The 14,429-nt window shown below is 60.8% G+C and carries 17 protein-coding genes; 10 read left to right on the forward strand and 7 right to left on the reverse strand.

Translation table 11 applies throughout. The features are described from left to right. Positions 1–18 precede the first annotated feature (18 nt). The 5 genes from fabF to fabD all read right to left on the reverse strand — a co-directional run bounded on the left by fabF (position 19) and on the right by fabD (position 3,727). Entirely contained in the window at positions 19–1,302 is a 1,284-nt protein-coding gene (gene fabF / locus JJ889_RS14385) for a beta-ketoacyl-ACP synthase II (RefSeq protein WP_291896290.1), read from the reverse strand. A 12-nt stretch (positions 1,303–1,314) separates the two neighbouring features. Beyond that, positions 1,315–1,551 carry an acyl carrier protein gene (locus JJ889_RS14390; protein ID WP_291896291.1) on the reverse strand — a complete coding sequence of 79 codons (237 nt, stop codon included), beginning with the start codon at positions 1,549–1,551 and terminating at the stop codon, positions 1,315–1,317. A 158-nt stretch (positions 1,552–1,709) separates the two neighbouring features. Continuing rightward, positions 1,710–2,447 (reverse strand): 3-oxoacyl-[acyl-carrier-protein] reductase, encoded by a 738-nt coding sequence (gene fabG / locus JJ889_RS14395; RefSeq protein ID WP_291896293.1) that lies wholly within the window; start codon positions 2,445–2,447, stop codon positions 1,710–1,712. Then, positions 2,440–2,769 carry a hypothetical protein gene (locus tag JJ889_RS14400; RefSeq protein WP_291896294.1) on the reverse strand — a complete coding sequence of 110 codons (330 nt, stop codon included), beginning with the start codon at positions 2,767–2,769 and terminating at the stop codon, positions 2,440–2,442. The genes fabG and JJ889_RS14400 overlap by 8 nt, the downstream gene beginning before the upstream one ends. A 4-nt stretch (positions 2,770–2,773) precedes the next feature. Continuing rightward, entirely contained in the window at positions 2,774–3,727 is a 954-nt protein-coding gene (gene fabD, locus JJ889_RS14405) for an ACP S-malonyltransferase (RefSeq protein ID WP_291896295.1), read from the reverse strand. A 238-nt stretch (positions 3,728–3,965) separates the two neighbouring features. Here fabD and rpsF point away from each other — a divergent pair, with 238 nt between their 5' ends. The 10 genes from rpsF (at position 3,966) to JJ889_RS14455 (ending at position 12,935) form a co-directional block, all read left to right on the forward strand. Then, positions 3,966–4,319 carry a 30S ribosomal protein S6 gene (rpsF, locus tag JJ889_RS14410; protein ID WP_291896297.1) on the forward strand — a complete coding sequence of 118 codons (354 nt, stop codon included), beginning with the start codon at positions 3,966–3,968 and terminating at the stop codon, positions 4,317–4,319. 12 nt (positions 4,320–4,331) lie between these two features. After that, positions 4,332–4,586 (forward strand): 30S ribosomal protein S18, encoded by a 255-nt coding sequence (gene rpsR / locus JJ889_RS14415; protein ID WP_291896298.1) that lies wholly within the window; start codon positions 4,332–4,334, stop codon positions 4,584–4,586. Between the two features lie 12 nt (positions 4,587–4,598). Next, positions 4,599–5,222, forward strand: coding sequence for a 50S ribosomal protein L9 (gene rplI / locus JJ889_RS14420; protein ID WP_291896299.1), 624 nt, complete (start codon positions 4,599–4,601; stop codon positions 5,220–5,222). A gap of 158 nt (positions 5,223–5,380) precedes the next feature. After that, the gene (locus JJ889_RS14425) at positions 5,381–6,850 is read left to right on the forward strand and encodes a replicative DNA helicase (RefSeq protein WP_291896300.1); all 1,470 of its coding nucleotides are present in this window, start codon (positions 5,381–5,383) and stop codon (positions 6,848–6,850) included. Then, positions 6,831–7,928, forward strand: coding sequence for an alanine racemase (gene alr / locus JJ889_RS14430; protein WP_291896301.1), 1,098 nt, complete (start codon positions 6,831–6,833; stop codon positions 7,926–7,928). Before JJ889_RS14425 ends, alr begins: the two co-directional genes overlap by 20 nt. Positions 7,929–7,990: 62 nt before the next feature. Continuing rightward, positions 7,991–9,367: a DNA repair protein RadA gene (radA, locus tag JJ889_RS14435; protein WP_291896302.1), complete on the forward strand. Its 1,377-nt coding sequence runs from the start codon at positions 7,991–7,993 to the stop codon at positions 9,365–9,367. 12 nt (positions 9,368–9,379) lie between these two features. Beyond that, positions 9,380–10,024, forward strand: coding sequence for a CvpA family protein (locus tag JJ889_RS14440; RefSeq protein WP_291896303.1), 645 nt, complete (start codon positions 9,380–9,382; stop codon positions 10,022–10,024). Continuing rightward, complete coding sequence (gene purF, locus JJ889_RS14445; protein WP_291896304.1) at positions 10,021–11,502, forward strand: amidophosphoribosyltransferase; 1,482 nt, start codon at positions 10,021–10,023, stop codon at positions 11,500–11,502. The genes JJ889_RS14440 and purF overlap by 4 nt, the downstream gene beginning before the upstream one ends. After that, a complete protein-coding gene (locus JJ889_RS14450; RefSeq protein WP_291896305.1) occupies positions 11,499–12,227 on the forward strand; it encodes an SDR family NAD(P)-dependent oxidoreductase in 729 nt (242 codons plus the stop codon). Before purF ends, JJ889_RS14450 begins: the two co-directional genes overlap by 4 nt. A 3-nt stretch (positions 12,228–12,230) precedes the next feature. Next, positions 12,231–12,935, forward strand: coding sequence for a prephenate dehydrogenase (locus tag JJ889_RS14455; protein ID WP_291896306.1), 705 nt, complete (start codon positions 12,231–12,233; stop codon positions 12,933–12,935). Here the strand turns inward: JJ889_RS14455 and JJ889_RS14460 are convergent. Continuing rightward, on the reverse strand, positions 12,932–13,603 hold the full coding sequence (locus JJ889_RS14460; protein WP_291896307.1) for a hypothetical protein: 672 nt from the start codon (positions 13,601–13,603) through the stop codon (positions 12,932–12,934). The two genes, JJ889_RS14455 and JJ889_RS14460, sit on opposite strands and share 4 nt — an antisense overlap. After that, the gene (locus tag JJ889_RS14465) at positions 13,600–14,289 is read right to left on the reverse strand and encodes a DUF2306 domain-containing protein (RefSeq protein WP_291896308.1); all 690 of its coding nucleotides are present in this window, start codon (positions 14,287–14,289) and stop codon (positions 13,600–13,602) included. The genes JJ889_RS14460 and JJ889_RS14465 overlap by 4 nt, the downstream gene beginning before the upstream one ends. Positions 14,290–14,429 lie beyond the last annotated feature (140 nt).

The raw sequence follows: 14,429 nt of genomic DNA on the forward strand, positions 1-14,429 counted from the left end.
ACTATTCCCCGAATGCGGTCAGTCAGCCGCTACAAACACGACCGAAGCATTTGTGCCACCGAATCCAAAAGAATTCGACAGTACAGCGCTGATAGATTTCTCAACCGGCGCCTTGGCAGCCAGATTGATGTCGGTGTCGACGGACGGGTTGTCGAGATTCAGCGTTGGCGGGCAGACGCCGTGTTTCATGGCCAGGATCGAGAAAATCGCCTCAACAGCGCCGGCTGCCCCCAGCAAATGACCGATCGCCGATTTGGTCGAGGACATCACCAGATCATCGGAGGCTCCGCCGAAAAGTCGCTCGACAGCGCGCAGCTCAATCTCGTCGCCCAGCGGGGTCGAGGTGCCGTGCGCGTTGACGTAATCGATGTCGGATGCATCCAGGCCGGCATCCTTGAGCGCGGCCTGCATGGAGCGATACCCGCCATTGCCGTCATCTGCCGGCGCGGTGATGTGATAGGCGTCCCCGGAAAGGCCGTAACCTTTCACTTCGGCATAGATCTTGGCGCCGCGCGCCTTGGCCGATTCGTATTCTTCCAGCACGACCACGCCGGCGCCTTCTCCCATGACAAAACCATCGCGGTCCTTGTCATAGGGGCGCGAGCCCGCAGTCGGGTCATCGTTGAAATTGGTCGACAGCGCCTTGAGCGATACGAAACAGCCAATACCGAGGCGGCAAACGGCGGCTTCTGCACCACCGGCAACCATCATGTCCGCATCCCCGCGGGCAACCAGGCGAGCCGCGTCCCCGATGGAGTGGGCGCCCGTGGAACAAGCCGTAACGACCGCGTGGTTAGGACCTTTCAGGCCGTGCTTGATGGATACCTGTCCCGAGACGAGGTTGATCAGCATGCCTGGAATAATAAAGGGAGAGAGACGGCGCGGCCCCTTCTCGTGGAGCGTGATCGAGGCATCATATGTGGTCTCAAGACCACCAATGCCCGATCCGATCATGACGCCGGCCCGTTCCCGGGCCGCGTCATCTTCAGCCTCCCAGCCACTGTCGGCGAGAGCCTGATCCGCTGCGGCGATGCCGTAGAGGATAAAGTCGTCGATCCGTTTTTGCTCACGCGGTGACATCACCGCATCCGGATCGAAAACGCCCTGCATATCCGCAGAGCCGCCACCGCGGCCGTCTACACGGGGAACAAGCCCGGCGATCTGGCAAGCCAGATCGTCGGTTTCAAAGTGCTCGATCCGCCCCAGACCGGACTCACCGTCAATCAACCGTTTCCAGACGGCATCCTGACCTTGGCCCAGTGGGGTAACGAGCCCAATCCCCGTGACAACGACGCGACGCATGGCGTGGGTCAGTTAGCCGACCTTTTCGGAGATGAACTTCACAGCATCACCGACTTTCTGGATGTGCTCTGCTGCATCATCCGGAATTTCGATGTCGAACTCTTCTTCAAAAGCCATGACCAGCTCAACATTGTCCAGGGAGTCAGCGCCCAGATCATCGATGAAGCTTGCATTGTCGGTGACTTTGTCCGCATCGACATCAAGATGCTCAACAACGATTTTCTTTACGCGCTCGAGAACGTCAGACATTTCAGACCCTCATAGTGATTCATCGCCATGACTATAGCGATGCAGGAAAGGACGGGAAGTCAGGTTTTACCGTACTTTCCCGAAGATGCGCGGGCACCTAGCACACTTCATTCGCCGTGGCTAGCGAAGCTGCCGTATACGGCACCCGCAGGTTTCAATTAAATCATCGCCATACCGCCATTTACGTGCAGGGTCTGGCCTGTCACGTAACCGGCTTCGGCGCTGGCGAGATAGACAACTGCGGACGCGATGTCATCACCGCTGCCCAGATCGTTTGCCGGGATCTTGCTGAGGATGGCCGAGCGCTGCTCATCATTGAGCACGTCGGTCATCGGCGAAGCGATGAAGCCCGGAGCGACACAGTTCACGGTAACGCCGCGTGCAGCGACTTCCTGGGCGAGCGACTTGGAAAAGCCGATCATGCCCGCCTTGGAGGCACAGTAGTTAGACTGGCCCGGATTACCCATGACGCCCACAACGGACGTAATGCCGATGATACGGCCGTGACGGGCCTTCATCATGCCGCGCAGGGCTGCGCGGGACAGGCGGAAATAACTGTCCAGGTTGATGCGGAGGACCTGGTCCCAGTCCTCGTCCTTCATGCGCATCAACAGCTGGTCCTTGGTGATGCCGGCATTGGCCACCAGAATGTCCAACGAGCCCATCGCTTCGGCCGCCTGTTTCGGCAGCGCGTCCACGGCTTCCGCGTCAGACAGGTTACAGGGCAGCACGTGTGCGCGCTCGCCCAGCTCGGCAGCCAGCTCGGCCAGCACGTGTTCACGCGTGCCCGACAGGGCCACGGTCGCGCCCTGCGCGTGCAGCGCCTTGGCAATGGATTTGCCGATACCGCCGGTCGCGCCGGTCACAAGGGCATTCTTGCCGGTAAGATCAAACATGAAAAAGCTCCGACTGGTTCTTCTCTAATAAGTCCAAGTTCCCAACGAATGGCCGAGCCCCCCCGGCGATGCCAAGAATCACGATCCACCCGATCAATGTCGGAAACTTCCATTGTGACCGCGCCCCAATAAAGAACGCGACCGTGACGATTAATCCAAGCCAGCCGGATGCATCAACAAAATTGATGCCCCCGCCGACAATCAGTGCTGACGCGTCGAGCAAGGGCGCACGCCAGAGTTTGCCAATATTGTCGCCTCGCTTGGCCGAAACGAGATCCCTGACGAGCGTGTCGTAATCCTCTTGATCACCGCCCGTCGTCATGGCCTCACGCGTTTTCCTTCAAAGCCGCAGCAAAATCTCCCAGGTCAGCAGCGCTATTAAGCGGCTGGCCCTTGGCGTCCTTGGTGGTGCGCTTGAGCATGGTGGACAGCACCTTGCCGGCACCGGCTTCGGCGAGCGTGGTGATACCGCCCTCCTCGACCATCCACATCACACTCTCGCGCCAGCGAACCCGGCCAGTGACCTGTTCAACCAGCTGGCGGCGAATGGTCTCGACATCATCCGTCGGGCGCGCCGTGACGTTGGCGACCACCGGGACGGCGGGCGCATTGATCGTTGCCGCCGCCAGAGCTTCCGCCATGGCGTCAGCCGCCGGCTGCATCATGGGGCAATGGAACGGTGCGGAGACCGGGAGTTTCATGGCCTTCTTCAGGCCCAGCTCGCCAGCCTTGGCGATCGCTGCCTCGATGGCCGCGGTGGCGCCGGAGATCACGATCTGGCCCGGGGCATTGTCATTGGCGATGCCGCAGACACCGGCCGTCTGGCCGGCTGCGACCGCCTGGGCAGCGAGACCCTCATCCGCGCCGAGCAGCGCTGCCATCGTGCCCTCGCCGACCGGAACTGCCTTTTGCATGGCCTGGCCACGCAGCTTGAGCAGTTTGGCCGCATCCGCGATGGACAGGGAGCCCGCCGCTGCCAGTGCTGAATACTCACCAAGACTGTGGCCGGCCACAAAGGAGGCCGCCGTGACGTTTACGTCAAAGTCGTTTTCCAGGACCCGCATCACAGCGAGGCTGGCAGCCATCAGAGCGGGCTGCGCATTCTCTGTCAGTGTGAGATCTTCAATGGGGCCATTGGCCATCAGGCCGGACAAGTCCTGGCCCAGGGCCGCATCGACCTCGTCAAAGACGGCCTTGGCACTGGCGAAGTTGTCGGCAAGTTCCTGGCCCATACCAACGGCCTGGGAGCCCTGACCGGGAAAAACAAAGGCGAGTTTCATTTAAATTTCCTCCCCTGAACTGGGTGTGAAAGCTCGATAGCCAATATTCCATGAGGTGTGCAAGCGTCCTTGCGGCTTGAATGTGCTCACAAGATCGGATAAAGCCCGCGCTTCGCGTGATTGCGGTCCGCCCTCTTTATATGGCTCACATGGGGTGAGGCATGGAGGCCGGAGCCACCGCGGACCTGCCCGACCCTTCGGCTTGGTCTGCGCCGCAATCGACTTGAAGGGAGCCGAAATGGCACTTTACGAGCACATTTTCATCGCTCGCCCGGACATGTCGCCGGCACAGATGGAATCCCTTATCGAGGACGTCAAAACCCTCATCGAGGAAAAAGGCGGCAAGACCGGCAAGACCGAATACTGGGGTCTGCGCAATCTTGCTTACCGCATCAACAAATCCCGCAAAGGTCACTACGGCCTCATCGACATCGACGCTTCTGCTGACGTGATCGACGAGCTGGACCGTCTGCAGCGCCTGTCCGAAGACATCATCCGTCACATGACGGTTCGTGTTGACGAGCACGTCGAGACGCCGTCCGCCATCCTGACCAAGAAAGACGATCGTCGCGGTCGTCGTGAACGTAACTAAGGAGCGCCGAGAATGTCTTCTGGAAACATCTCCAATATCCCGGCACGCCGTCCGTTCATGCGTCGCCGCAAGGTCTGCCCGTTCTCCGGTGAAAACGCACCGAAGATCGATTACAAAGACCCCAAGCTCCTGCTTCGCTACATGTCTGAGCGTGGCAAGATCGTTCCGTCCCGCATCACCGCAGTTTCCGGCAAGAAACAGCGTCAACTGGCTCGCGCCATCAAGCGCGCCCGTCAGCTGGCTCTCCTGCCGTACGCTGCCGACTAAGGAGAACTGACGATGAAACTGGTTCTCCTGGAACGCGTTGAAAATCTGGGCCAGATGGGTGACGTCGTCACCGTACGCCCGGGTTACGCCCGCAACTTCCTGCTGCCGCAGGAAAAAGCTCTGCGCGCAACCGAAGCCAACCTGGCCCGGTTCGAAGCCGAGCGTGAAGCCCTGGAAAAGCGCAATGCCGAGCGTGCAGCAGCTGCTGCCACCGATGGCGAGAAGATCGACGGCGAAAGCTTCGTTCTGATCCGTCAGGCAGGCGAAAGCGGTCAGCTCTACGGTTCTGTCACCTCCCGTGACATCGCCGAGATGATCTCTGAAGCCGGCGTTTCCGTGTCCCGTGGTCAGGTCGCGATCAACGCACCGATCAAGACCCTGGGTCTGCACGAAGTCCGCATCCGCCTGCACGCCGACGTTTCCGTGAACGTGACGATCAACGTCGCCCGTTCCGAAGACGAAGCCGAGCGCCAGGCTGCTGGTGAGGACGTTGTCGCAGCGGCAGCGGATGAAGAACGCGCTATCGCAGACGCCCAGGCAGCCGAGCTGCATGAAGCTAATGCCGAGCGTGAAGACGACGAATTCGGCGGCGCCGCTCCGGCAGCTGACGCTGAAGAGGCTGCAACCGAGGAATAATTCCTCCGGTTCCACTCGACCTGAAAGGGCGGCTCACATGAGCCGCCCTTTTTCGTTGCAGGGTGATTATCCACACTTATCAACAGGGTCGGGATTTCCCCGTGGACAAGCGATATCAGCCCTCGCCGCGCGTGCCCGGATCGGGCTAGGTAAGGTCCATGGAAAACGCGCTTCTTCCCTTCGACACCGAACCTGAACTGGATACCGCCCCGCACAATCTGGACGCTGAACAGGCGTTTCTGGGGGCGTTGCTCTATGACAATGAAGTCTTCCACCGGGTCGCGGACTGGCTGAAGGCGGAGCATTTCTATGATCCGGTTCACGCACGCATCTACGAGACGGCGACCGATCTGATCGGCAAGGGCTCACTGGCCGATGCCGTGGTCCTGAAAACCCATTTCGAGCGCGATGACGGCCTCAAGGAAATCGGTGGCGCAACCTATCTGGCCGTACTGATCGAAAGCGCGGCCGACAGCGCGGCGTCACAGGAATACGCGCGCATCGTCTATGAGCTGGCCCTGCGCCGCGAGCTGATCCGCATTGGTGACGAGCTGTCCAACAATGCCACCCAGCAATCAGATGCCCAACCGCGCGAACTGATCCAGCACACCGAGCAGAAGCTCTACAATCTCGCCGAGGAAGGCTCCTCTTCCCGCGGTTTTGTCGGCTTCAAACAGGCCCTGGCCGAAGCCATCGAGACGGCTGCGGCTGCCTATGAGCGTGATGGTGGCCTGTCAGGTATTTCATCCGGCCTGAAAGCGCTGGACGAGAAACTCGGCGGTCTCCACCCGTCAGACCTCATTATCCTGGCCGGTCGCCCCTCGATGGGTAAGACCTCGCTGGCCACCAATATCGCCTTTGATGTCGCCAAGAATTACCAGTTCGAGATGCAGCCGGACGGCACCAAGAAAACCGTCAATGGCGGCGTGGTCGGCTTCTACTCACTCGAGATGTCCGCCGAACAGCTCGCGACCCGTCTGATCGCAGACTATACCGGCATTCCCGGCTATATGATCCGCCAGGGTACGATTGACGCCACCCAGTACGAGGAAATCCGCGACGCGGTGCTGGAAATCCAGAGCCTGCCGATGTTCATCGACGATACCGGTGGCCTGCCCATTTCCGCACTGGCTGCTCGTGCTCGACGGCTCAAGCGGACACATGGCCTGGATCTCATCGTGGTCGACTATCTGCAGCTGGTGACGTCCTCGAAGAGCGGTGAAGGCCGGGTACAGGAAATTTCCGACGTTACCCAGAACCTCAAGGCACTGGCCAAGGAACTCAATGTTCCTGTCATCGCCCTCTCCCAGCTTTCGCGTCAGGTGGAGCAGCGGGAAGACAAGAAGCCGCAGCTTTCGGACCTGCGTGAATCCGGCTCGATCGAGCAGGATGCAGACGTGGTGATGTTCGTTTATCGTGAAGCGTACTACAAGGAACGCGAGAAGCCGCGTGAGGACACGCCGGAATACTTGGCCTGGGAAGAAGAATTCCGCAGGATCGAGAAACTGGCCGAAGTCATCATCGGCAAGCAGCGTCACGGGGCAATCGGAACGGCCAAGGTGGCGTTCGACGGTGCCCGTACGAAGTTCCACGATATCGAGACGCGTTTTGACGAACCGGAATATTGATCGACTGCCCCAGCCCGCGCCACGCCTGATCGTCGATCTCGCGAAAATACAATCCAATTACAAGACGTTGCAGGCCATGGCCCCGCACTCGGCCGTGGGTGCTGTCGTAAAGGCAAACGCCTATGGGCTGGGCGCGACCGAAGTGGTTCCGGCCCTCGCCGATGCGGGTTGCAAGCATTTCTACGTGGCGCACATGTCAGAAGGTGAAGAAGCGCGGCGTGCCCTGAAAGGCGTAGATGCCGAAATCTTCGTCTTTAACGGCTTCTGGCCGGCTGAACTTCCGGCCCTGCGTGAATTTGATCTCTTCCCGGTGATCAATGATCTGGGTCAGGCCCGGCAGCTGCGCGAAATTGCACCCGACCTTCCATGCGCGATCCATTTCGACAGCGGTATCAATCGACTAGGACTGGATGCGCGCGAGGCAGAGACCTATCTGGGCAGCGACCTCCCAGAGACGCTCAAAGTGCGTCAGCACCTGAGTCATCTGGCCTGTGCGGACGACCCAAAGCATGCCCTCAACGCCACCCAGCTTGAACGTTTTCGCACGATCGCAGCGCGCTCCGGTAAAGAGATCAAGATCAGTCTGGCGAATTCGGCCGGTACATTGCTCGGTTCTGACTATCATTTCGATGTCCTGCGCCCCGGCCTTGCGCTCTACGGCGGCGCCCCCAATCCAGCCTCGGCTTCGCCTTTCCAGGTCTGTGTGCAGATCGAGGCGCCCATCCTGCAGCTGCGAAAACTCCAGCCCGGTGACCAGATTGGGTATGGTGCCACCTGGACCGCGGACAAACCGACCCGGACAGCAACTGTCGCAGCGGGTTATGCCGACGGTATTCTGCGGGCCTGTGGCGAAGGCGGCATTGCCCGCCTCAACGGGCAGGCGGTGCCGATACTGGGTCGGGTATCCATGGATCTCATTTCCGTGGATCTATCGAACTACGAAGGCGAGCCCAGGCCGGGTGATCCGGTGTGTTTTCTGAGCGAGGATCTCGACGCGCTGGCCAACCATGCCGGAGCGATCTCCTATGAATTGCTTGTACGCCTTGGTTTGCGTTTCAACCGGGTCTATCGCCGCTAAATCCCCTTGCCACGAGCAGAACATAATGAGAACATTGTGGTCAGGGCGACGGAGCGAGTCTCATGGCGAGAAGCGATAAGATATTTGTGTGCCAGTCCTGTGGCGCAGTTCATTCCAAATGGGCGGGCCGCTGTGATGATTGCGGCGAATGGAACTCCCTCGTCGAGGAAGCTCCAGCTGCGCCCTTGGGAACACAGGCGTCCGCGCCCAAGAAACGCGGACGTGCCGCGCGGTTGGATCTGGTTGATCTCGGAGCAGATACGCCGGAACCGCCGCGCCTGATTTCCGGCATGTCAGAGCTGGACCGGGTCTGCGGCGGCGGGCTGGTTCCCGGTTCCGCGGTTCTGGTGGGCGGTGATCCGGGTATCGGCAAATCGACCCTGCTGCTCCAGCTGATGGCTCGCCTGGCGATGAGCAAACACCGCGCGATCTATATCTCGGGCGAGGAAGCCGTGGCCCAGGTCCGCCGCCGCGCCAAGCGCCTTGGGCTCGCTGACGCCCCGGTTTCGCTGGCAGCCGAGACGTCGCTCAATAACATCCTGGACGGGCTGAAATCGGAAAAACCCGATGTTGTGGTTGTCGATTCCATCCAGACGCTCTGGTCAGACCAGCTAACGGCAGCGCCCGGCACCGTGGCCCAGGTCCGGGCCTGTGCGCAGGAGCTGGTGCGTTATGCCAAGAAACGCAATTGCACCGTGATCATCGTCGGCCACGTCACCAAGGACGGCCAGATCGCCGGTCCGCGTGTCGTTGAACACATGGTCGATGCGGTGCTCTATTTCGAGGGCGAGCGCTCCCACCAGTTCCGCATCCTGCGCGCGGTCAAGAACCGTTTTGGCCCCACGGACGAGATCGGCGTGTTCGAAATGGGCGACAAGGGCCTGGGCGAAGTTGCCAACCCCTCCTCGCTATTTCTCGATGGTCGAGAGGATGGAACCGCAGGCTCGGTCGTGTTCGCCGGAATGGAAGGCACCCGGCCGGTTCTTTCTGAAATCCAGGCCCTGGTCGCTCCCGCCGCTTTTGGCAATCCGCGCCGGGCCGTGGTCGGCTGGGACAGTGGACGCCTCGCCATGGTGCTGGCCGTGCTGGAAGCACGCTGTGGCGTATCGTTCGGCAATCACGACATTTTCCTCAATGTCGCCGGTGGTCTGAAAATCAATGAGCCTGCCGCCGATCTCGCCGTTGCCGCCGCCATTGTCGCTGCCGCGTTCGAGGTCGCCCTGCCCGCCAAGACGGTTGTTTACGGAGAAATTAGTCTTTCCGGCGATGTTAGGCCCGTTGGACGCAGCGAAGCGCGCCTGAAAGAGGCCGCCAAGCTCGGATTTGAACGGGCCATCGCCCCGGAGTCCGCCAAGAGTGATGCCGGTCACGTGACCATTCAAAGCGTGGCCACAGCGCTCGAATTGGTGCAAACTCTGAAAGCGTTGGCGGGCGAGTAAGGAGACACCGCGATGGACGGGTCTTTGAGTGCATTTGACGGTATCGGTTTCACCATTGTCCTGGTGTCCGGATTATTGGCCCTGGTTCGTGGTTTTGTCCGCGAGGCCCTGTCAGTCACCGCCTTTGTCGCCGCATCACTGGCCACGCTGTGGTCTCTGCCCGCTTTCATCAACCCTGCTCGCGACATGATCGACCCGGACTGGCTGGCTCCGCTGGCTGTTGGCGGGTTTGTCTTCATCATCATCTATCTGGCGGTGACCTTCGTCACCAGCTCGCTGTCGAGCGGCCTGGCCAAGGGCGAGGATGTCAACGTCGTTGATCGCACACTCGGTTTTGCATTCGGTGTAATCAGGGGACTGGTGCTTCTGGGCCTCAGCGTGATTTTCATCGCCGCCATCTTTGGCGAGAACGGTCGCCCGCCCAGCTGGGTTACCACAGCGCGCATTTATCCGGTGGTCAACGCCACGGCGAGAGCGCTGCAGGTATTGGCGCCGGAAACCTCCAGAATCGCCGAAACCGACCGTCTTCCGGCCGCCGCGGATGACCCGATTGCAGAAACTATAAGAAATGATGACACTTCTTATGGCAGACGTGACCGAAACCGACTAGATGACCTCATTGGTTCGACCACGGATGACCAGGATGATGATGGATGAGCGCTGATCAGGCATTCCCGGCTACGCTAACCTACGATCCAGAAACAGACCGCCCCCAGGAAGAATGTGGCGTATTTGCAGTCTACGGCGCTGATGACGCTGCCGTCCTGACCGCACTTGGCCTGCATGCCCTGCAACATCGCGGGCAGGAATCCTGTGGCATCGCCACGCATGACGGATCGCGTTTCCACAATGAACGTTATCTCGGCCTGGTGGGTGAGAATTTCGCCTCGCCGGACCTGCCGCAACGCCTGCCCGGGCGCAGTGCCATCGGTCACGCCCGATACTCGACCCAGGGCGCGTCGGTGATGCGCAATGTGCAGCCGCTCTATGCCGACGTTCGCGGCGGCGGTGTCGCCCTGGCGCATAACGGCAACCTCACCAATGCCCGGGTCTTGCGAGAAGAGCTGGTCTCGAAGGGCGCCATCTTCCAGTCCACCTCCGACAGTGAGGTCGTGCTCCACCTGGCCGCACAATCAACCAAAAACAAGCTGACCAATCGTGTCCTGCACGCCCTCAAACAGATTGAGGGCGCTTTTGCTTTTGTGGTCCTGATCAATGACCGCATCGTCGCCGCGCGCGATCCCTATGGCATCCGCCCGCTGGTGATGGGCCGGATTGGAGACGCTTATGTATTCGCCTCCGAGACCTGTGCCCTGGACATGGTCGGCGCGACGTTCGAGCGCGAGATCGAGCCGGGTGAGGCGGTGGTCGTCAACGAAAATGGCCTGCGTTCGGAACGGTTTGCTCCGGAACGCACCGCGCGTGTCTGTGCGTTCGAATACATCTATTTCGCCCGTCCGGACTCGGTCATTGGTGGCCGCTCCGTTTATGAGGCACGCAAGCAGATGGGCCGTCAGCTGGCGATCGAGAACCCGGTGGATGTCGATGTCGTCATCCCGGTTCCCGATAGTGGCGTTCCCGCTGCCATCGGCTATGCCGAGGCCAGTGGTATTCCCTTCGAGCTGGGTATTATCCGTTCGCACTTTGTCGGCCGGACCTTTATCCAGCCGACCCAGGACCGCCGCGACCTCTCGGTCCGACGCAAGCACTCTGCCAATGCGGCAGCGGTCAAGGGCAAGCGCGTCCTTCTGATCGATGATTCCATCGTGCGCGGTACGACCTCGCTGAAGATTGTACGCATGATGCGTGAGGCCGGTGCAGCTGAAGTGCATTTCCGCTCGGCCTGTCCGCCGATCAAATTCCCGGACTTCTACGGCATCGACATGGCCGGTCAGAAAGAGCTGATCGCCGCCAATATGGAAGTCGAGGAAATGGCTGAAAAGCTCGAGGCAGACAGCCTAGCCTTCCTTACTGTCGACGGTCTTTACCAGGCTGTTGTCGGCGAACCGCGCAATAACCGCGTGCCGCAGTTGTCAGATCACTATTTCACTGGCCAGTATCCCACGCGCCTGATGGATCACGACCGCGATCTCTCGGCCAAGGAATTCCAGCTCTCTCTCCTGGTAGACGCATGACCCAAATCGATCTTTCCGGACGCCTCGCCCTGGTCACAGGAGCGTCGCGTGGCATCGGCTATGCCACAGCCCTGGAGCTGGCCAAGGCCGGCGCTCATGTCATCGCCTCGGCCCGCACGACTGGCGGGCTTGAGGAACTCGATGATGCCATTCGCGCGGCCGGCGGCAGCGCGACCCTCGTACCGATGGACCTGATGTCGGAAGACGGTATCGAACAGCTCGGCCAGATTATCATGGAACGCTGGGAGAAGCTGGACATCCTGATTGCCAATGCGGGCGCCCTGGGCGTCCTGACGCCGGCTTCGCAGGTCAAAGCCAAAACCTGGCATGAGGTTATCGGTGTGAACCTGCTCGCGCCGGCGCGCATGATCCGCGCCTTCGAAGCACCACTTCTCGCGTCCGACGCCGGTCGCGCGGTGTTTGTCTCCTCCGGTGCTGCACGCTCACGCCGTGCCTTCTGGGCGCCCTATGCCGCCTCCAAGGCCGGCATGGATGCCCTGGTCCAGTCCTGGGCGAATGAACACCAGCAGGACAGTCTGCGCATCAATATCGCTTACCCCGGTGCCGTCCGCTCACAAATGCGCGCCAAGGCCTTCCCGGGCGAAGACCCGATGACACTGCCTGCTCCTGCAGATCTGTGGCCGCATTTCGCCGAACTGGTCTCGCCTGAGTGCACGCGACATGGCGAGATCATCGATTTCTCGCAAGCGCTGCAATCGGCCTGATCCATGAAACTCGGCTGGATCGGATATGGCGCTTTCGGGCGCCTTGCCTGCAGCCACCTCGGACCGCATTTCGACCTGGTTATTCATGATGCCCAGCCGGGACGCACGGCTTCTGCAAGCCTGGAAGACGTCGCCGCCTGCAAACGTATCGTCATCGCCGCCCCGGTCCAGGCGATCGGCGAAGTCGCGACCGCGCTTGCCCCGCTGGTCCAGCCGGGCACCCGGATCTACGATGTCGGTTCGGTGAAGCTGCGCCCCATGCAGGCCATGCGCGACGCCCTGCCCGACCATTGCGAGATCGTCGGCACGCACCCGCTGTTCGGCCCGCAATCCGCCGTGACCGGCCTTGAAGGCCTGCCCATCGTGCTCTGCCCGTCCCATGGCGAGGATGTCAGCTGCGAGCGCGACTTCCTGGCCGAGCGCCTCAAGCTGGACGTTCATGTCTCCGACGCCGACACCCATGACAGGACCATGGCCCGCGTTCAGGGCCTCACCCATCTGGTCGCCAAGGTCATCACCGAAATCGACGCCACCCCGGCCGCCTACACCACACGCAGCTACGATCTCCTGATGGAAGCCGCCGGCCTGGTCGCCCAGGACAGCGACGCCCTCTTCCGGGCCATCGAGAAACACAATCCCTATTCCGCGGAATTGCGCGAGCGGTTTTTCGAGAGTGTCGAGGCCCTCTCGGACCGCCTCAAGAACTAGTCCACCAGCCACCGCGATCGGACAAGCACTCGCACCAATGCGATAAAGGTCGCGAGCACCACGCCAAGCACCGGAATGATCAGCGCAACCTCCGCCCGCAACAGCTCCGGCAGGACATGATTATTGCCGAAAAAGAAGATGAATGTCGCGATGAACATGGAAAAACCCATCCGCCAGACATGACGGGCGATCCTGTGCTTGGGCGACACCATTCGCCGGGCAAGTGCCTGGAGATCGATCAGGGCGATCAGGATGGCGACCCCGCCCAGGCTGAAAAATCCGACGGGTGGCAGACCGTCCAGTTCTCCGGACGCGGCGTTCATCACCCACATGCCCGTGACGAGGCTGGCGAGCCCCACCCCCGCAATCAGCAAAGCCAGAGCCCGCTCGGGCATCCCCATCTGACCGGAGCGTCGTACGGCCGCCAGCCAGCCAGTCGTGACCGCATGCGCTGCGAACAGGGACAGGAAGACGGTGAAGACGATTTCCCGCGTGATACTCATGTAGAGGCCACTGGCACACAGCAGCAGCATGCTGATCGCAAAGACCCGCCCGGCAGTCACATGGGTCGGGCGTCCCTTGGGTAGAAGAAATGCGGCAAAACCCGCCAGCAAGCTCAAGCTTCCTATGGCGAAATGGATTTGCCCAACCAGGCTTATCTCGCTCATGATGCATCTCCAGGCACAGGACGAGGACGGTTGAATACCGTCCGTACCAACCAGAACAGGATCACGAGTGCGGTTATCCCTTCCGGCGCCGCCAGAAGGCCACTGGATCGCAATGCCTCGGGGAAAACGCCCACTCCGGGTCCCGTGAATGCCGAGCCGACGGCGATGAAGAAAGCCAGCCCCATGCGCCAGAGATGACGCGCAATCCTGTGCCGGTCGGACATTTGCTTGCGAAAGACCAGCGTGACGTCCGCACAGCCGCCCAGCCCCGCCATAACGGCCAGCATGAAATAGTCTTCGCCAGCGAAGCCCAATAGCCGTCCGTCTGCCTGCTGGAGGGCGAAACCGCCCAGGCCGGCGAGCAGCAGGATCAACACCACAACGGCTGCAAACAGCGCTCCGTCCATACGCTCAAACCTGCCGCTTCGATTACGCGCGGCGCGGCGGCTTGAAAGCAGGAGGTAAAGGGTCAGAACGCCCGCCAGCGCAGTGATCAACAGACGCTCCGGTTCCAACAGCCCCAAAAGGCTGCCGCTCATAGCAGAGACCAGCATGGCCCAGAAGAAAATTCTCCCTCCTTGCCGGTGCCAGTGGCGCCCCTTGGGCGCGACAAGAGCAAGCACACCGCCGGCCAGGGCCAGCGTCCCGGTGATGATATGAACGAGGCTGAGATAGTCGATCGGCATCGAAATGATCCTGCGTAGTTTCAAACACCACGCACACTCACAGCTCCAGAACACTCGCGCGCCCAAGCCTGCACGCCCGGACAGACGACTGTCCGGACCGACAGGCTTGGACACATGTGGGCACGAGAGACATTTACAGG

It is taken from the genome of Maricaulis sp. (assembly GCF_017643475.1).
Taxonomy (GTDB): domain Bacteria; phylum Pseudomonadota; class Alphaproteobacteria; order Caulobacterales; family Maricaulaceae; genus Maricaulis.